Below are 16853 nucleotides of genomic sequence, written 5' to 3'. Positions count from 1 at the left end.
AGTAGGCGTGGAGAGGGACGATCGCAATGACATGGCGGATGCCTGCGGAGACGGCCGAGCACGAGCGCACCTGGATGGCGTTCCCCAGGGAGGGCGTGACGCTCGGGGCCACGGCCGAGGAGCGGCAGGAGGGCTACGAGGCGTGGGCTGCGGTGGCGAACGCCGTCGCCGGGTTCGAGCCGGTCACGATGGTCGCCGACCCCTCCGAGGTGGCTCGGGCACGCCGGATGCTCGACGGCGCGATCGAGGTCGTCGAGGCGCCGCTCGACGAGTTCTGGATGCGCGACGTCGGCCCAACCTTCGTGCTCGACGAGGGCGGCCGGCTCGGCGCCGTGGACTGGATCTTCAACGGCTGGGGCGCACCGGCGTGGGCCGAGTGGCAGCTCTCGGCAGCCCTCGGGACGACCGTCGGCGCGCTCGCCGGCGCCGAGCGGATCGGCTCGCTGCTCGTGAACGAGGGCGGCGGCATCCACGTCGACGGTGAGGGCACGGTGCTGCTCACCGAGACCGTGCAGCTCGATCCCCGCCGCAACCCGCACGCGGATCGCGCGCGGGTTGAGGCGGAGCTCGCGCGCACGATCGGCGCGGAGCACGCGATCTGGCTGCCGCGCGGGCTCACCCGCGACTACGAGGAGTTCGGCACCAACGGGCACGTCGACATCGTCGCCGCCTTCGCGTCGCCCGGACGCGTGCTGCTCCACGAGCAGCAGGACCCGGCGCATCCCGACCACGCCGTGAGCCAGGAGATCCGCGCGGTGCTCGAGGCGAGCACCGACGCCCGCGGGCGCGCGATCGAGGTCATCGCGCTCCCGGCGCCCGCGACGCTGCGCGACGACGAGGGCTTCGTCGACTGGAGCTACGTCAACCACTCCGTGGTGAACGGCGGCGTCGTCGTCTGCGGGTTCGGCGAGCCGGAGGCCGACGCCCGAGCGCGCGCAGTTCTCGTCCAGGCCTACCCAGGCCGCGAGGTCGTCACGGTCGACGCGCGCCCGATCTTCGCGCGCGGCGGCGGCATCCACTGCATCACGCAGCAGCAGCCGCGCGCCTGACCGTGCGGCGATGACCGCATGAGGATGGCCCCGGATCCAGCGATCCGGGGCCATCGTCGTGCGTGGCTGCGCTCGTCAGCCGACGATGAGCTTCTTGTTCATGAACTCCTCCATGCCGTGGGGGCCGAGCTCGCGGCCGAAGCCAGATCGCTTGGTGCCGCCGAAGGGCATGTCGTAGTCCTCGGAGCCGGCGCCGTTGATCGAGACCATGCCGGCGTCGATGCGGTCGGCGACCGAGGCCGCGAGATCCGGGTCCGAGCACCACAGGCGCGCGCCGAGCCCGAAGGGGGTGCCGTTCGCGATCCGGAGCGCGTCGTCGACGTCCGTCGCGCGGTAGACGGTGCCGACGGGGCCGAACAGCTCCTCCCGGAACGCGTCCATCTCGTCGGTGACGCCGCCGAGCAGCGCGGGCGTGATGCGGGCGTCGCCGGAGGCGGTGATGGTGCCGGCGAGCACCTGCGCGCCCTCGGCGACCGCGGCGCCGGTCTGCTCCCGCAGCCGGTCGGCGGCGGCCTGCGACGACAGCGGGCCGACGAGGGCGTCCTCGTCGTCGGCCTCGCCGACCGGGAGCGCCGTGATGGCTTCGCCGAGCTTGCGCGTGAACTCGTCGTAGAGGTCGTCGATGACGATGAACCGCTTGGAGGCGTTGCAGGACTGGCCGGAGTTCTCCATCCGCGTCTCGACCGCCGCCGCCACCACGGCGTCCATGTCGTCGGTGGAGAGGACGATGAACGGGTCGGAGCCGCCCAGCTCGAGCACGACCTTCTTCAGGTGGCGGCCGGCGATCTCGGCGACCGCGGCGCCCGCGCGCTCGGACCCGGTGAGGGAGACGCCGCGGACTCGCGGGTCGGGGATGACGATGTCGCCGATCTGGTCGTTGGTGGCGAAGATGTTCTCGTACGCGCCCGCCGGCAGCCCCGCCTCGGCGAGGATCTCGGCGATCACGGTCGCCGACCACGGGCACTGCGGCGCGTGCTTCAGCAGCACCGTGTTGCCGAGCATGAGGTTCGGGAACGCGAACCGCGCGACCTGGTAGTAGGGGAAGTTCCACGGCATGATGCCGAGGATCACGCCCTGCGCCGACTTCCGCACCCGCGCATCGACACCGGACCGGACCTGCAGCACCTCGTCCGCGAGGAAGGCTTCGGCGTTGTCGGCGTAGTACTGCACGATCTCGCCCGAGAACTCCGCCTCGAACACACCCTGCCCGAGCGGCTTCCCCATCTCGGTCCGGATGATCTCCGCCAGCTCCCGGCTGCGCGACGCGAACGCGTCCGCAGCACGGCCCAGGACCGCCGCCCGCTCCGCCAGCGGCGTGCTGCGCCACGGCTCATAGGCCGCGTGCGCGCGCTCGATCGCCGCACGCGCCTCATCATCCGTCGCGGTCGGGAACTCCTTCACGACCTGACCCGTGTACGGGTCCGTCACGCGGTAGTGGCTCAGCTGGTTCTCGCTCATCGATTCCTCCTCGGATCGGTGTTGGCGTCATCGTGCGGTCGACGGCGACCGGCGGATGCGCGGCGACGCCCGGGGATGGCACGCGGGCGTCGCGACTGACATTAAACGATTGAGCGTGCTCCTGTCACGCGCCGGCCTCCGTCGCCCGCTCGGTCAGGGCCGCTGCCAGCGCGGCACGTCGGCGGCCCGGAGCAACGCCCAGAGCGTGGCGCGATCGGCGAACGCGTCGGCATCGAGCTGCAACTGCTCGGCGATCGCCCGGATGCGGCTGCGCACGGAGTGCCGGTGCATCCCCACGATGCGAGCCGTCGCGTCCCAGCTGCAGTCCTGCTCGAACCAGGTGCGCACGAGCGCGAGGCGCTCCGCGCCGTCGGCCTCTGCGGCGATCGGCGAGAGCTGTGCGCGGGCGGCATCGCGGGCGTCGCGGTCGTCGAGCATCCCGAGCAGCCCGTCGAGCGCTCGTTCGAACGTCGCGGTCGCCGCGCCGGTCCGCTTCGCGCGCTGCAGCGCGGCGGCCGCCTCGGAGGCCGCGACCGGCGCGTGCCGCCAGGACGACGGCTGCGAGACGCCCGCGGTGGCATCGAGTCGCGTGAGGAAGGCATCGAGCCGCTCGCGCTCCGCGAGCGAGACGACGAAGAGCAGCCGCTCGCCGTCTGCGGTCCACAGCACGTCGCCCGCCGTGTCGCGGAGCGCGTCCTCCATGGCGTAGCGCGCGAGCGCCGTCTCGGCGCTCGCCACCACGATCGGCTCGGACGGCAGCCGGCGACCCGTCTTGAGCAGCAGCGCGCCGACCGCATCCGCCTGCCCCTCGAGCGCGAGCGCGGCGAGCGCTCCCTCGAGCTCGTTGAGCCGCCGCGTCGCGTCGACCGCGCTGACGAGCGAGAACTCGAGCCACGCCGCGGCGACGGTCGCGACCGACTGCGCTGCGGTGTCGAGCGGATCGCGCGTCCAGATGCAGACGCAGCCGAGCGACCGGTCGCCCGACCCGAGCGTCGCGACCGTCACGGATCCCTCGGCCGTCACGTCGGTCGACGTCGTGCGGCGGGCCGAGCGCAGCGTCTCGCGCGCCGCCGCGAGCGCGGCCGGCGGCACGGCGGTCCGGCTCGTCGCGCGCTCCCGGCCGGCGCTGTCGAGCAGCGCGACGCCCGCCCCGAGCTCCGTCGCGAGCCGCCGCACGACCGCGCGGTGCCCCGTTGGGGCGAGCGCCGCGGCGGCGACGGCCCGCTGGGCGCTCGTCGCCCACCGCTCGCGGTCGCGCTGCAGGTCGGCGCACCAGTGGATGATCGCGAGGAACGGGGTGGCGAGCGGGACCTCGAACAGGGGCAGCGCCGCGGCGGCGCAGGCGTCGACGAGCGCCGACGGCACCTCCGGCGCGTGCAAGCCGGTGGCGAAGCCGAGTCCGAGGATGCCGCCGCGCACCAGGGCGTCGACGTAGGTGTCGGCCGAACCCTCGCGCTCGAGCAGCTGGCGCCCGGTCGTCAGCAGCACGTGCCCGGGGGAGAGGAAGGGGGTGGGGTCGTCGAGGTCGGAGCTCGCGATCCAGGCGATCGGTGCGTCGCGGCGCGCGTCGCCCGCGACGAGCGATCGCACGTCGAGCTGCCGCTGCCCGAGGAGGCGGACGATCGTCGCGGTGCCGGGCGTGCCATCGGTTGCCATGGCGGCAATCATGGCAGCGATCCGTGCCGCAGTGGCACACCCTCCTGCGTGCGGGTCGCCGTAGCGTGCGAGCACACCGAGAGAACGGAAGCCCACCATGCACGCGATCGACGACGTCGTCGGAGGACCCGCACTGGCGCAGGTCCGCGAGCTGCGCACGCCCATCCCCGGACCGCGCTCCACCGAGATGCTCGCGCGCAAGCGCGAGGCGGTCGCGGACGGCGTCGGGATCACCCTGCCGGTCTTCGTCGATGCGGCGGGCGGCGGCATCGTGCGCGACATCGACGGCAACTCGCTCATCGACCTGGGCTCCGGCATCGCCGTGACGTCGGTCGGCAACGCGCACCCCGGTGTCGTCGCGGCGAGCGCCGAGCAGCTCGGCCGCTTCACGCACACCGCCTTCACCATCACGGGCTACGAGGGCTACGTCGCCGTGTGCGAGGCGCTCAACCGCATCACGCCCGGCGACCACGCCAAACGCAGCGCGCTCTTCAACTCGGGCGCCGAGGCCGTCGAGAACGCGATCAAGATCGCCCGTGCCGCGACCGGCCGGAGCACCGTCGTCGCCTTCGACCACGCGTACCACGGCCGGACCAACCTCACGATGGCGCTCACGGCGAAGTCGATGCCCTACAAGCGCGGCTTCGGGCCGTTCGCCGGCGACGTGCACCGCGCGCCGATGTCGTACCCGTTCCGCGACGGCCGCACGGGCGAGGAAGCCGCCCGCATCGCGATCGAGCGCATCGAGCGCCAGGTCGAGCTCGACGAGATCGCCGCCGTCATCATCGAGCCGATCCAGGGCGAGGGCGGCTTCGTCGTCCCGGCCGACGGCTTCCTGCCGGCGCTCGCCGACTGGGCCGCGAGCCACGGCATCGTCTTCATCGCCGACGAGATCCAGACCGGCTTCGCGCGCACGGGCGAGATGTTCGCCTCGACGCACTCTGGGCTCGTCCCCGACCTGATCGTCACCGCGAAGGGCATCGCCGGCGGCCTGCCGCTCTCGGCGGTGACCGGCCGCGCCGAGCTCATGAACGCCGCCCACGCCGGCGGCCTCGGCGGCACCTACGGCGGCAACCCCGTCGCGTGCGCAGCAGCGCTCGCCTCGATCGCCGCGTTCGAGGACGGCCTGGTGGAGCGGGCTCGCGCGATCGGCGACATCATCCGTGAGCGGCTCGAGGCGCTGCGGACGACCGATCCCCGCGTCGGGGACGTGCGCGGCCACGGCGCCATGATGGCGCTCGAGCTCGTCGACCCCGGAACCGGCCGTCCCGACGCCGCGCTCACCGCGCGCGCCGCAGCCGCGGCGCACGCGGCAGGCGTCATCGTGCTCACGTGCGGCACCGACGGCAACGTCATCCGCCTCCTGCCGCCGCTGTCGATCGGCGACGACCTGCTGCGCGAGGGCCTCGACGTCCTCAGCGACGCGATCGCACGCGGATGACCGCCCTGCTCGCCGCCCAGCTCGGGCCGCTCGACGAGGCGCGCGCGCAGCTGGCCGACGCCGTCGAGATCCTGGGCCTCGACGAGGGCGTCGCCGCGATGCTCGCGGTGCCGCGGCGCGAGATGACGGTCGCCGTGCCGCTGCGGCGCGACGACGGCTCGATCACGACCTTCATCGGGCACCGCGTGCAGCACAACCTGTCGCGCGGCCCCGCGAAGGGCGGCCTCCGCTACAGCTCCGCCGTCGACCTCGACGAGGTGCGCGCGCTGGCGATGTGGATGACGTGGAAGTGCGCGCTGCTCGACGTGCCCTACGGCGGCGCGAAGGGCGGCATCGCCGTCGACCCGCGCACGCTGAGCGACGGTGAGCTCGAGCGGCTCACGCGGCGCTACACGAGCGAGATCCTGCCGATCATCGGACCGACGCGCGACATCCCGGCGCCCGACATCGGCACCGACGAGCGCACGATGGCGTGGATGATGGACACCTACTCCACGGCCGTCGGCCACACGGTGCCGGGCGTCGTGACGGGGAAGCCGCTCAGCCTCGGCGGATCCCGCGGCCGAGCCAGCGCCACCTCCGCGGGCGTCGCCCTCATCGCCCGCGCGGCGCTCGAGCACGTCGGCATCCCGGTGCGCGGCGCGACCGTGAGCGTGCAGGGCTTCGGCAAGGTCGGCCGCGACGCCGCCCGCTTCCTCGCCGAGTCGGGCTGCCGGATCGTCGCGGTGAGCGACGCCGACGGCGCCGTCACGAGTTCGGCGGGTCTCGACATCGCCGCGCTGTCGGCGCACGCGGCACGCACCGGGTCGGTCGCCGGGTTCCCCGGCGGTGAGCCGATCGAGCCGTCGCGCGTGCTCGAGCTCGACGTCGACCTGCTGGTCCCGGCCGCGGTCGAGGGCGTGCTCCACGCCGGCAACGCCTCGCGCGTCACCGCTCGCGTCATCGTCGAGGGCGCGAACGGCCCGACCGCGAGCGAGGCGGATGCGATCCTCGAGGCGCGAGGGACGCTGGTCGTCCCCGACATCCTGGCGAACGCCGGTGGCGTGCTCGTCTCCTACTTCGAGTGGGTGCAGGCCAACCAGTCGTACTGGTGGACCGAGCGCGACGTGCAGGAGCGCCTGGGCGAGCGCATGACCCGAGCATGGGGCGACGTGCTGGATGAAGCACGGCGGCGAGGCGTCTCGCTGCGCACCGCCGCGACCTGCCTCGCCGTGGAGCGAGTCGCACAGGCACACAAGCTGAGAGGACTGTACCCGTGAGCATCACGACCGACACATCCATCCGCGAGGCCGAGGTCCTCGACGCCGTCCGCGGCCAGCTGTTCATCGGTGGCGAGTGGATCGATGGGGAGCAGGGCACGATCGACGTGCGCGACCCGGCAACGGGGGACGTGCTGAAGCAGATCGCGAACGGCTCGGTCGACGACGGCGTGCGCGCGCTCGACGCGGCCGTCGAGGCGCAGGAGTCGTGGGGCCGCACGCCCGCGCGGGTGCGGGGGGAGATCCTGCGGAAGGCGTTCGATCTGCTGCAGGAGCGGAAGGAGGAGTTCGCGCTCCTCATGACCCTCGAGATGGGCAAGCCCCTCGCGGAGGCCCGCGGCGAGGTCGCGTACGGCGGCGAGTTCCTGCGCTGGTTCTCGGAGGAGGCGGTCCGGATCGACGGCCGCTACACGATGACCCCGGAGGGCACCGGGCAGATGATCGTCACCCACCGCCCGGTGGGTCCGTGCTTCCTGATCACCCCGTGGAACTTCCCGCTGGCGATGGCGACCCGGAAGCTGGGTCCTGCGCTCGCGGCCGGCTGCACGGCGGTCGTGAAGCCCGCGACCCTCACGCCGCTGACCACGCTCGCGCTGGTCGCGCTGCTGGAGGAGGCGGGGCTCCCGAAGGGGGTCGTGAACGTCATCACCACGAAGTCCACCGGCGCGCTGTCGGAGCGGCTGCTCGCCGACCCGCGCCTCCGCAAGGTGTCGTTCACCGGCTCCACGCCCGTGGGCGTGCAGCTGCTGAAGCTGGCGGCCGACAACGTGCTGAAGGCGTCGATGGAGCTGGGCGGGAACGCCCCGTTCGTCGTGTTCGACGACGCTGACCTGGACAAGGCTGTGGAGGGGGCGCTGCTGGCGAAGTTCCGCAACATCGGGCAGGCGTGCACGGCCGCGAACCGGTTCATCGTCCACGAGTCCGTCGCGGACGAGTTCTCGAAGCGGATCGGTGAGGCGGTCAAGGGCATGAAGATCGGCCGCGGCACCGAGGAGGGCGTGCAGATCGGCCCGCTGGTGGAGGACAAGGCGGTCGACAATGCGGTCCGGCTGGTCGACGGGGCGGTCGCGGACGGGGCGACGCTCGTCACCGGCGGGAAGGCGATCGACGGGCCGGGCTCCTTCTTCCAGCCGACCGTGCTCGACGACGTCACGGCCGAGATGGCGGTGTCGATCGAGGAGATCTTCGGACCGGTGGTGGCGATCCAGCGGTTCGCGACCGAGGACGACGCGGTGCGGCTCGCGAACGCGACCGAGTACGGGCTGGTCGGCTACGTGTTCACCGAGGACACCAAGCGCGGGCAGCGGATGATCGACCGCATCGACACGGGCATGATGGGCCTCAACGTCGGCGTCGTCTCCAACGCCGCAGGACCCTTCGGCGGCGTGAAGCAGTCCGGGCTCGGACGCGAGGGCGGCGCCGAGGGGATCCACGAGTACCTCGAGACGAAGTACACGCTCATGCCCAATCCCTTCGCCTAGCCGGGGTCGTCTCGATACGCGCGCCCTCCGGGCGTGCTACTCGACGAGCGTGGGTGGGGGAGTGCTGCTCGACGAGCGTGGCCCCCACCTGCTGATCGAGGAGCGGCGCGGGCGCAGCCCGCACGCGTATCGAGATCACTCACCGGTGTCGTCTCGATACGCGCGCCCTCCGGGCGTGCTACTCGACGAGCGGGTGGGAGAGCGTAGCCCCCACCCGCTGACCGAGTAGCGGCGCGGGCGCAGCCCGCACGCGCATCGAGATCACCGACCTCAGGCGTTGGGGATCGCCCGCCGCAGTGTGCCGGGCGGGAGCGCCAGGGCCCACTCCGCCACGTCCGACGCGAAGCTGGCGGAGGCGGGGTGCTCCTCCTCGATCGCACTGTTGACGGAGGAGCCACGACCGTCGATCGCGATCCAGATGCGGACGCTCGCCGCCTCGGCATCTGTCTCAGCGAACTCGCCGGCAGCGATGCCGTCGATGATCAGCTGGGTGAGGCGCGCCCGGTCGAGGAGGTCCTGCTCGTCGAGCGTGCGGTTGAGCGCCGGGCTGAAGCGCGACAGGTGCCGCGCGTTGAGCCATAGCCGCGCGAGCGGCAGGGACGCCCCGCTCTCGATGTAGCCGATGAGGTGCGCCAGGCGCCGCAGCGCGTCGCCCTGCGCCGGGAAGAACCGCTCGCGCTCGATGATCGCGGCGCGCGCGAACCCCTCGACGACGAGGTCCTCCGCGGCGGGGAAGTAGTGCGTGATGAGCCCGGGGCGCACCCCGAGCCGCTCGGCGACCGCGCGGAGCGTGATCCGCTCCAGGCCCTCGTCGATCGCGATCGACGCGGCGGCCGAGAGGATCTCCTCGCGCCGCTCCTCCGGCCGCTTCCGAGATCTGCGCTGCGCAGTGCTTGACGTCATGCGGTCCATGCTATTGACTGTGTGACCAACAGTCCATTGGGCGCATGACCAATAGCAATGACGCTCGGTCCGGAGAGGAAGCGCATGTCCCAGATCTCGAACATCCCGGAGGCGTTCGTCGACACCGCCGCCCGTCCGGAGACCCGCGGCATCGAGCTGATCGGCGACGCTGCTCGACACGGGCGGGCGCGCGACCTCGTGCTGGTGTGGGCGGCGCCGGGGGTCAGCATCCTCAACTTCACCATCGGCGCGACGCTGATCCTGCTCGGGCTCGAGATCTGGCAGGCGATCGGCGTGATCCTCGCTGCGTCGCTGCTCTGGATCCTGCCCGGCGTCATCGCGGCGAGCGGATCCGCCGCCGGCACCTCGGGCTCCGTCGTGACGCGCGCCATGTACGGGATCCTGGGCAACCGGCTCTTCGTCGCCTTCGTCGGCTGGTTCATCGGCGCTGTGTTCCTGTCGCTGACCTGGCTGGCATCGTCGTTCATGGGCGCCGACCTGCTGCGGCGGCTCGGGGTCGACGACCCGGTGTGGGTGCCGATCGGCGTGACGCTCGTGGTCTCTGCCGTGACGGTCGTCGTGGCCATCTTCGGCCACGGCCTGATCCTGCGGGCCTACCCCGCGATGGCCGCGGTGCTGTTCGTCGTCTTCCTCCTCGTCGCGGCGTTCATCATGCCGACGGTCGACTGGTCGTACACGAACCCCGAGCCGCTCGAGGGCACCGCGCTGCTGTCGTCGCTGTCGATCGGCTTCACGATCCTCGCGTCGACGCCGCTGTCGTTCATCAACAGCCCGGACATCGCCCGCTACCTGCCGCGCTCGACGAAGCCGTCGCACATCGCGGCCGCCACCGCGCTCGGCGGCGCGGTGCCGTTCATCGTGTTCACGAGCGTCGGCGTGCTGCTGGCGACGGGGCTCAGCCAGTCCGCGTTCGAGATCGGGCTCGACGCGGCCCTGTTCGAGCTGCTGCCGGTCTGGCTCGCGCCCATCCTCGTCGCCGGCGTCGTCGTCAACACGATCGCGCTCAACGCGATGACCACCTACACGTCGAGCATGGCGCTGCAGGCGATCGGGTTCCGGCTCCGCCGCATCCCCGCGGCGATCATCGTCGGCATCGTGGGCACCGCGCTCACGATCTACCTGGTGCTGTCGTCGAGCCTGCTCGAGGCCGCGAACCTCATGCTGCAGTTCCTCGTCATCGTCTCGGGGCCCGCCATGGCGATCTTCGTCGTCGACGTGCTGCTGCGCCGCTACGCCTACGACGGCGTCGACCTGTTCGACGACCGTCGGGGTGGCCGGTTCTGGTACACCGGCGGATGGAGCATCCCGGGCCTCGCGGCGCTGTTCGCGGGAGGCGGGACGACGGCGGTGTGCCTGGCGACGGATGTCTGGGTCGGCCCCGTCGCGCAGGCGACGGGCTTCGTCGACCTGTCCGTGCCGGCGGGGATGCTCGTCGCCGGCGCGATCTACGCGGTGCTGCTGCGCACGCCGCTCGCGAAGGAGGGACGACCGTGACCACGCTCTACCGCAACGGACGCATCTTCACCGCCGATCCGGACACCGCCTGGGCCGAGGCGCTCGTCGTCGACGGCGACAGCATCGCGTTCGTCGGCGCCGACGCCGACGCGCCGCAGGCCGACGAGACGGTCGACCTCGGGGGACGCCTGGTGCTGCCCGGCTTCACCGATGCGCACACCCACCTCCTGATGCTGGGCGCAGCGCTCGGCCAGGTCGGCCTCACCGACGCCCAGAGCCTCGACGAGATCCAGGCGACGCTCCGCGACGCGCGCGCCGCTGACCCGGGCGCGACCGCGCTGTGGGGGCGCGGCTGGCTCTTCGGCTCCATCCCGGGCGGCAGGCCGACCGCGGCGATGCTCGACGCCGCGGTGCCCGACATCCCCGTATACCTCGACGCCAACGACTACCACTCGTGCTGGGTCAACACCGCGGCGCTCGCCGAGCTGGGCATCACGCGCGAGACGCCCGACCCGCTCGGCGGCGAGATCGTCCGCGACGAGCACGGCGAGCCGACGGGGCTGCTGCTCGAGACGGCCGCCACCCACCACGCATGGGCGCACCGCGATGCGGTCACGGTCGACGCGGACCGGGATGCCGGGGCCGAGCGAGCCATCGAGGCGTACCTCGCCGCCGGGGTCACCGGCGTCGTCGACATGGCCTTCGACGAGCTCGGCCTGGCCGCGCTGCGGCGCATGCAGGAACGGCGAGGCGACCTGCCTATCCGCATCGCCGCGCACTGGTTCATCGACAACACCGGCGACGAGGCGCAGAACCTCGCGCAGGTGGCTCGGGCCGTCGAGCTCGCCGCCGACCCCTCGACCCCGTGGCTGCGAGTGGTCGGGATCAAGCTCATCCTCGACGGCGTGATCGACGCGTGCACCGCGGCGATGCGGCACCCCTACGCCGATGGCTCGAACGCCGACCCGATCTGGCCTGCCGAGCACCTCGAGCCCGTCGTCGCGGCGGCCGACGCGGCGGGGCTCCAGGTCGCGATGCACGCGATCGGCGACCTCGCGAGCGACGTGGCGCTGACGGCGATTGAGCGTGCCGTCGTGGCCAACGGTGATCGCCCCCGCCGGCACCGCATCGAGCACCTCGAGTACGCGGCGCCCGGCACCGCAGAGCGGATGGCGCGGCTCGGCGTGACGGCGTCGATGCAGCCGGTGCACGCCGACCCGGCGATCTTCGCCAACTGGGCGGAGATGCTCGGCGACGAGCGGGTCGAGCGCGCCTTCCCGTGGGTCGAGTACGAGGACGCCGGCGCGCTGCTGGCGTTCTCGACCGATGCGCCGACCGCCCCGCACGGCGCCCTCGCGAACATGTACGTGGCGGCAACCCGGGCATCCGCCCTGGATCCCAGCGTGCCCGCCGTGCATCCGCACTTCGCCCTGCCGCTCGAGCGCGCCATCGGCCACGCGACGCGCGACGCCGCGGCCTCCGTCGGCGACGGCGCGTGGCGCGGCCGCATCGCCGTCGGCTCCGCCGCGGACCTCATCGTGCTCGACCGCGATCCCTTCACGGCCGGCGCGCGCTCGCTGCTCGAGGCCCAGGTCGTGGAGACGATCGTCGCCGGACGCACGCGCTATAAGAAGGAGTGATCGCGGTCGATCACCGTGCCGCAGCCTGCTCGGCGTCGAGCACCGACAGCAGCTCGAGCTTCTCGTGGCTCTCGCTGCCCGGGGTCGCGGTGAAGACGAGCAGCGAGTGCGCCTGCGCCGGATCGAGCAGCACCTGGCACTGGAGCTCGAGGTGGCCGACCGCCGGATGCTGGTACCGCTTCACCTCCCGCGGCGCGAGCCCCACCTCGTGCTGCTCCCAGACCGCGCGGAACTCGGCGCTCGATGCGAGCAGCTCGCGCGCGAGCCGGGCTGCCCGGGAGTCCGGTCCGCGCAGCGTCGCCACGCCGCGGAGGCCCGAGGCGTAGAGGCGCGCATAGAAGTCGTGGTCCTCGAGCGGATGGAGCGCGCGGGCCGCCGGGTCGGTGAACCACCGGTAGCCGATGCTGCGCGCGGCGCCGGTGAACCGCGTCGAGTCGCCCATGAGGGCCGCACCGAGCCGCGTCTGCCGCAGGGTCTCGCCGAGCTCGGTGACGATCTCGGCGGGGGTGTCGCCCAGCCGGTCGAAGATCCGCATCATGCCGGGGCTGACGTGCTCCGTGCCGGAGCCGCGCGGGGGCGCCTCATGACCGGCCAGCCGGTAGAGGTGATCGCGCTCGTCGCGCGTCAACCGGAGCCCCTGCGCGATCGAGGCGAGCATCTGCTCGGAGGGCCGCGGCCCGCGCTCGCGCTCGATGCGCGAGTAGTAGTCGGTCGACATGTGGCAGAGCGCCGCGACCTCCTCGCGGCGGAGCCCGCTCGTGCGACGGCGCTGCCCACGCGGCAGTCCGACGTCCTCGGGCTGCAGCGCCTCCCGGCGGCGGCGGAGGAACTCGGCGAGCCCGGTGCGATCGATCATGCGAGCATCCTCTCCCGACTCGGATCCCGCAGCCACGGATCGTCAGGCCGTGGCTGCGCGCTGCACGCCCCGCGACGATCGACGAGGGCGCCCGACGGCGCACCGCATCCACGTGAGGAGAGGCATCCGCATGCCACGCAGACCGTACGACATCACCATCCCCGACCTGACCGGCAGGCGCGCGGTCGTCACCGGCGCGAGCGACGGCATGGGCCTCGGCATCGCGACGCGGCTGGCCCGCGCCGGTGCCGACGTCGTCATGCCGGTGCGGAGCATGCGGAAGGGCGAGACGGCGGTCGCTCGCATCCGCGCGGAGCAGCCGGATGCGCGGCTCACGCTCGCGCAGCTCGACCTCGCGTCGCTCGCCTCGATCGCTGCGCTCGGCGAGCGGCTGCGCGCCGAGGGCGAGCCGATCCACCTGCTCATCAACAACGCCGGGGTCATGACGCCGCCCGAGCGGCAGACGACCGCCGACGGCTTCGAGCTGCAGCTCGGCACGAACCACCTCGGTCACTTCGCGCTCACCGGGCAGCTGCTGCCGCTGCTGAGGGCCGGTCGCGCGCGCGTGACCTCGCAGGCGAGCATCGCGGCCCGCAGCGGCGCGATCCACTGGGAGGACCTGCAGTGGGAGCGCTCCTACGACGGCATGCGCGCCTATCAGCAGTCGAAGATCGCGGTGGGGCTGTTCGCGCTCGAGCTGAGCCGCCGCAGCCGCAGCGGCGGGTGGGGGATCACGAGCAACCTCTCGCACCCCGGCGTCGCGCCGACGAGCCTGCTCGCGGCACGACCGGAGGTCGGCAGGGCGCAGGACACCCCGCAGGTGCGGGTGATCCGCTGGCTCTCGGCTCGCGGGCTGCTCGTCGGCACCGTCGAGAGCGCGGCGCTGCCGGCGCTCATGGCCGCGACGACTGCAGACGCGGAGGACGGCGGGTTCTACGGTCCGCAAGGGCCGGGCAGCGTCGGCGGTCCTCCTGGACGGCAGTCGCTCTGGCCGCCGCTCCGCAGCACGGAGGGCGCGAGGCTGTGGGAGATCTCGGAGACCCTGACGGGCGTGCGGTTCGACTGAGCGCGCGAGCGGATCCGCACGGCGCGCATCCGCTCCGGAACAGACGATGGCCGCGGTGCCGACTCGAGGAGTCGGCGCCGCGGCCATTGGGTCGACTGCTTAGTAGTCGGTGCCCATGATGATGAAATCGTCACCCATGATGATGAAGTCGTCGCCACCCATGATGATGAAGTCGTCACCACGGCGGCTGGGCTTGTTGAACTTCATGACGCTCCTTCTAGGTTCAGGTTGGACGGAAGATCGTCTGATCTTTTTATAGTCGATGCGTCAGGTTTTCTGCGGAAGCAAAGTTTTCCCTGAGCAAATCTTCAGGAACGGAGTTCTACCGAACCGAGCTGGATGTCGACGCCTGCGAGGGCCTGCGACACCGGGCACTCGGCCTTCGCCTGCTCGGCGAGCTCCGCGAACCGGTCCTGATCGATGCCGGGCACGACGCCCGAGACGGTCAGGACGCTCGTCGTGATGCCGGTGCCGGCGACGAACGAGACCTTCGCGGCGGTGTCGAGCGACTCCGGCGGGTGACCGGCCTGCTCGAGCGTGTGCGAGAAGGCCATCGCGAAGCACGATGCGTGCGCCGCGGCGATGAACTCCTCCGGCGTCGAGGCGCCGCCCTCCTCGGCGCGGGCTCGCCACGTGAGGTCGAAGGTCGATCCGGTGCCGAGCGTGGTCGTGCCCGAGCCGCTGCCCAGTCCGCCGGTCCAGGTCGTGCTCGCGTTCGAGGTGATGGCCATGCAGTTTCCTCCTCAGGTCGGCGCGCCGCCGATGCGGCCGCTGACCTCAGGCTACGTCGGAGCGCCATGCCGTGATAGGGCCGACCGATACCCTCTCCCCATGCACGACGTGGCGACCGAGGTGACGCTCGTCGTCGTGGTGGGCATCCTGCTCATCGGCGCCGTGGCCACGATCGCCAACCGGATCGGCGTGGCAGCGCCGCTGCTCCTCGTGCTGCTCGGCGCCGTCATCGCGCTCGTGCCCGGCTCGCCCGAGATCGTCGTGCCGCCGGAGGTCTTCCTCACGATCATCCTGCCGCCGCTGCTCTACACCGCGGCCCTGCGGGTGCCCGCCGTCGACTTCCGCCGCAACCTGCGCGTGATCGGGTACCTCTCGGTCGTGCTCGTCGCCCTCAGCGCGCTCGCCGTGGCGCTCGTGCTGCAGTCCATCTGGCCGGTCATCGGCTTCGCCGCCGCGCTCGCGCTCGGCGCGGTCGTCGCCCCGCCGGATGCCGTCGCGGCCACCGCGCTCGGCAAGCGGCTCGGGCTGCCGCCGCGGGTCGTGACGATCCTCGAGGGCGAGGGGCTCCTCAACGACGCGACCGCGCTCGTGCTGCTCACGACCGCCGTCGCCGCGATCGAGCGGCCGGGCAGCTCCGAGGTCGAGGGCGCCGCGCTCGTCGGCGACTTCGCGCTCGCGGTCGTCGTGGCGCTGGCCGTCGGCCTCGTCGTCGGCTACGCGACGGTGCTCATACGCCAGCTCGCGGGCGACCGCGCCATCGACACCGCGATCTCGATCGCGACCCCCTTCGTCTCGTTCCTCGCCGCGGAGTCGCTGCGCGGCTCGGGCATCGTCGCCGTCGTGGTCACCGGGCTCGTGATCGGCAACCGCAGCCAGATCCGCATCCGCGCCACGCGCCGAGCGCAGGAGTCGGCCACCTGGAGCACCTTCTCGGTCATCGTCGAGAACGGCGTGTTCCTCACCATGGGGATGCAGCTGCCCGCCGTGATCACCGCCGTCGACGAGGGGGAGCGGCACCTCGCCGGCGTCGTCGCGGTCGGCCTGCTGCTGTGCGCGGTGCTGCTCGCCGTGCGGCTCGCGGCGCTCCCGCCGCTGCTCGCGTGGCTGCGCCACCACGCCGGCCGCGTGCAGCGCGGGCACGCCCGGCTCGCCGAGCGCCTCGACAGCGTCGACACGAGCACGAAGCGCGGCGCGAGGCTCCGGTACGCCCACATCGTGCGCGGGCACGACATCACGGCGCTGCGCGACCAGCGGCTCGGGTGGCGCGACACGCTCGCGATCGGCTGGGCCGGGATGCGCGGCGTCGTCACGGTCGCCGCGGTGCAGACGCTGCCGGCCGACACCCCGATGCGCGCCGAGCTCGTGCTCGCCGCCTTCGTCGTCGCCATCGTCACGCTCCTCGTGCAGGGCGGCACGCTCTCCTTCCTCGTGCGCGCACTGGGCGTCGGCAAGAACGCCTCCGACCGACGGCGCGCCGAGCTCGAGTCGCTCGTCGGCGAGGCGATCGACGCCGGCATCGAGGCGATGCGCCGGGAGGCCGAGGTCAACGGGATCGACGAGATGATCGTCGAGGTCGCGAGCGAGCGGATGCTCGCCCGGCGCGACTGGGCCGCCCACGTCGCCGAAGTGGACCCGGACGACCCGTCCACCGACGTCGCGCAGATCTCGCGCCTCCGCCACGTCGCCATCGAGGCGGAGCGCGTGTGGCTCGATCGCGTGCGCCGCACCGGGCGGTTCGACTCGAGCACCGTCGCGGTCGCGCAGCGCATCATCGACCGCGAGGAGATCGGCCTGCAGGCCGACGAGGACGAGCACTGAGCCTGCCCTCGCGCGAGC

General features: G+C 72.6%; 13 protein-coding genes. 8 read left to right on the top strand and 5 right to left on the bottom strand.

Annotation, left to right across the window (positions count from 1 at the left end; genetic code table 11):
- Nucleotides 1-26 precede the first annotated feature (26 nt).
- Nucleotides 27-1049, top strand: a complete 1023-nt coding sequence (locus EDD26_RS02675) for an agmatine deiminase family protein (RefSeq protein ID WP_123696289.1) — start codon at nucleotides 27-29, stop codon at nucleotides 1047-1049.
- A gap of 75 nt (nucleotides 1050-1124) precedes the next feature.
- Here the strand turns inward: EDD26_RS02675 and EDD26_RS02670 are convergent, their stop codons facing one another.
- Nucleotides 1125-2507, bottom strand: a complete 1383-nt coding sequence (locus tag EDD26_RS02670; protein WP_211333814.1) for an NAD-dependent succinate-semialdehyde dehydrogenase — start codon at nucleotides 2505-2507, stop codon at nucleotides 1125-1127.
- 153 nt (nucleotides 2508-2660) lie between these two features.
- Nucleotides 2661-4163: a PucR family transcriptional regulator gene (locus EDD26_RS02665; RefSeq protein WP_170165506.1), complete on the bottom strand. Its 1503-nt coding sequence runs from the start codon at nucleotides 4161-4163 to the stop codon at nucleotides 2661-2663.
- Nucleotides 4164-4260: 97 nt separating this feature from the next.
- On the opposite strand from EDD26_RS02665, the gene gabT reads away from it, so the two are divergent.
- The 3 genes from gabT to EDD26_RS02650 are packed head-to-tail and all read left to right on the top strand — an operon-like array spanning nucleotide 4261 to nucleotide 8344.
- Nucleotides 4261-5604 carry a 4-aminobutyrate--2-oxoglutarate transaminase gene (gene gabT, locus EDD26_RS02660; protein WP_123696287.1) on the top strand — a complete coding sequence of 448 codons (1344 nt, stop codon included), beginning with the start codon at nucleotides 4261-4263 and terminating at the stop codon, nucleotides 5602-5604.
- Nucleotides 5601-6863, top strand: a complete 1263-nt coding sequence (locus EDD26_RS02655) for a Glu/Leu/Phe/Val family dehydrogenase (protein WP_123696286.1) — start codon at nucleotides 5601-5603, stop codon at nucleotides 6861-6863. The genes gabT and EDD26_RS02655 overlap by 4 nt, the downstream gene beginning before the upstream one ends.
- On the top strand, nucleotides 6860-8344 hold the full coding sequence (locus EDD26_RS02650; protein WP_425453390.1) for an NAD-dependent succinate-semialdehyde dehydrogenase: 1485 nt from the start codon (nucleotides 6860-6862) through the stop codon (nucleotides 8342-8344). Before EDD26_RS02655 ends, EDD26_RS02650 begins: the two co-directional genes overlap by 4 nt.
- 270 nt (nucleotides 8345-8614) lie before the next feature.
- On the opposite strand, the gene EDD26_RS02645 is transcribed toward EDD26_RS02650, so the two are convergent.
- The gene (locus EDD26_RS02645) at nucleotides 8615-9247 is read right to left on the bottom strand and encodes a TetR family transcriptional regulator (protein WP_123696285.1); all 633 of its coding nucleotides are present in this window, start codon (nucleotides 9245-9247) and stop codon (nucleotides 8615-8617) included.
- An 84-nt stretch (nucleotides 9248-9331) separates the two neighbouring features.
- Here EDD26_RS02645 and EDD26_RS02640 point away from each other — a divergent pair, with 84 nt between their 5' ends.
- Both EDD26_RS02640 and EDD26_RS02635 read left to right on the top strand, forming a co-directional pair.
- A complete protein-coding gene (locus EDD26_RS02640; protein WP_123698408.1) occupies nucleotides 9332-10762 on the top strand; it encodes a purine-cytosine permease family protein in 1431 nt (476 codons plus the stop codon).
- Nucleotides 10759-12363, top strand: coding sequence for an amidohydrolase (locus EDD26_RS02635; protein WP_123696284.1), 1605 nt, complete (start codon nucleotides 10759-10761; stop codon nucleotides 12361-12363). The genes EDD26_RS02640 and EDD26_RS02635 overlap by 4 nt, the downstream gene beginning before the upstream one ends.
- 10 nt (nucleotides 12364-12373) lie before the next feature.
- Here EDD26_RS02635 and EDD26_RS02630 read toward each other — a convergent pair whose 3' ends face one another.
- Nucleotides 12374-13219: a helix-turn-helix transcriptional regulator gene (locus tag EDD26_RS02630; protein WP_123696283.1), complete on the bottom strand. Its 846-nt coding sequence runs from the start codon at nucleotides 13217-13219 to the stop codon at nucleotides 12374-12376.
- Nucleotides 13220-13349: 130 nt separating this feature from the next.
- Here EDD26_RS02630 and EDD26_RS02625 point away from each other — a divergent pair, with 130 nt between their 5' ends.
- On the top strand, nucleotides 13350-14285 hold the full coding sequence (locus EDD26_RS02625; RefSeq protein WP_123696282.1) for an SDR family oxidoreductase: 936 nt from the start codon (nucleotides 13350-13352) through the stop codon (nucleotides 14283-14285).
- Nucleotides 14286-14593: 308 nt separating this feature from the next.
- On the opposite strand, the gene EDD26_RS02620 is transcribed toward EDD26_RS02625, so the two are convergent.
- A complete protein-coding gene (locus tag EDD26_RS02620) occupies nucleotides 14594-15016 on the bottom strand; it encodes an OsmC family peroxiredoxin (protein ID WP_123698407.1) in 423 nt (140 codons plus the stop codon).
- Nucleotides 15017-15116: 100 nt separating this feature from the next.
- Between EDD26_RS02620 and EDD26_RS02615 the strand changes: the two genes are divergently transcribed.
- Complete coding sequence (locus EDD26_RS02615) at nucleotides 15117-16835, top strand: cation:proton antiporter (RefSeq protein WP_170165505.1); 1719 nt, start codon at nucleotides 15117-15119, stop codon at nucleotides 16833-16835.
- Nucleotides 16836-16853: the final 18 nt, after the last annotated feature.

It is taken from the genome of Agrococcus jenensis, from assembly GCF_003752465.1.
Classification (GTDB): Bacteria; Actinomycetota; Actinomycetes; order Actinomycetales; family Microbacteriaceae; genus Agrococcus; species Agrococcus jenensis.
This window is presented reverse-complemented; position numbering and strand designations above follow the sequence as displayed.

Bases quoted from the DNA above. Each gene is read 5' to 3' on its own strand.
- EDD26_RS02675 (WP_123696289.1), top strand. From the start codon at position 27: ATGACATGGCGGATGCCTGCGGAGACGGCCGAGCACGAGCGCACCTGG.
- EDD26_RS02670 (WP_211333814.1), bottom strand. From the start codon at position 2,507: ATGAGCGAGAACCAGCTGAGCCACTACCGCGTGACGGACCCGTACACG.
- EDD26_RS02665 (WP_170165506.1), bottom strand. From the start codon at position 4,163: ATGGCAACCGATGGCACGCCCGGCACCGCGACGATCGTCCGCCTCCTC.
- gabT (WP_123696287.1), top strand. From the start codon at position 4,261: ATGCACGCGATCGACGACGTCGTCGGAGGACCCGCACTGGCGCAGGTC.
- EDD26_RS02655 (WP_123696286.1), top strand. From the start codon at position 5,601: ATGACCGCCCTGCTCGCCGCCCAGCTCGGGCCGCTCGACGAGGCGCGC.
- EDD26_RS02645 (WP_123696285.1), bottom strand. From the start codon at position 9,247: ATGACGTCAAGCACTGCGCAGCGCAGATCTCGGAAGCGGCCGGAGGAG.
- EDD26_RS02640 (WP_123698408.1), top strand. From the start codon at position 9,332: ATGTCCCAGATCTCGAACATCCCGGAGGCGTTCGTCGACACCGCCGCC.
- EDD26_RS02630 (WP_123696283.1), bottom strand. From the start codon at position 13,219: ATGATCGATCGCACCGGGCTCGCCGAGTTCCTCCGCCGCCGCCGGGAG.
- EDD26_RS02625 (WP_123696282.1), top strand. From the start codon at position 13,350: ATGCCACGCAGACCGTACGACATCACCATCCCCGACCTGACCGGCAGG.
- EDD26_RS02620 (WP_123698407.1), bottom strand. From the start codon at position 15,016: ATGGCCATCACCTCGAACGCGAGCACGACCTGGACCGGCGGACTGGGC.
- EDD26_RS02615 (WP_170165505.1), top strand. From the start codon at position 15,117: ATGCACGACGTGGCGACCGAGGTGACGCTCGTCGTCGTGGTGGGCATC.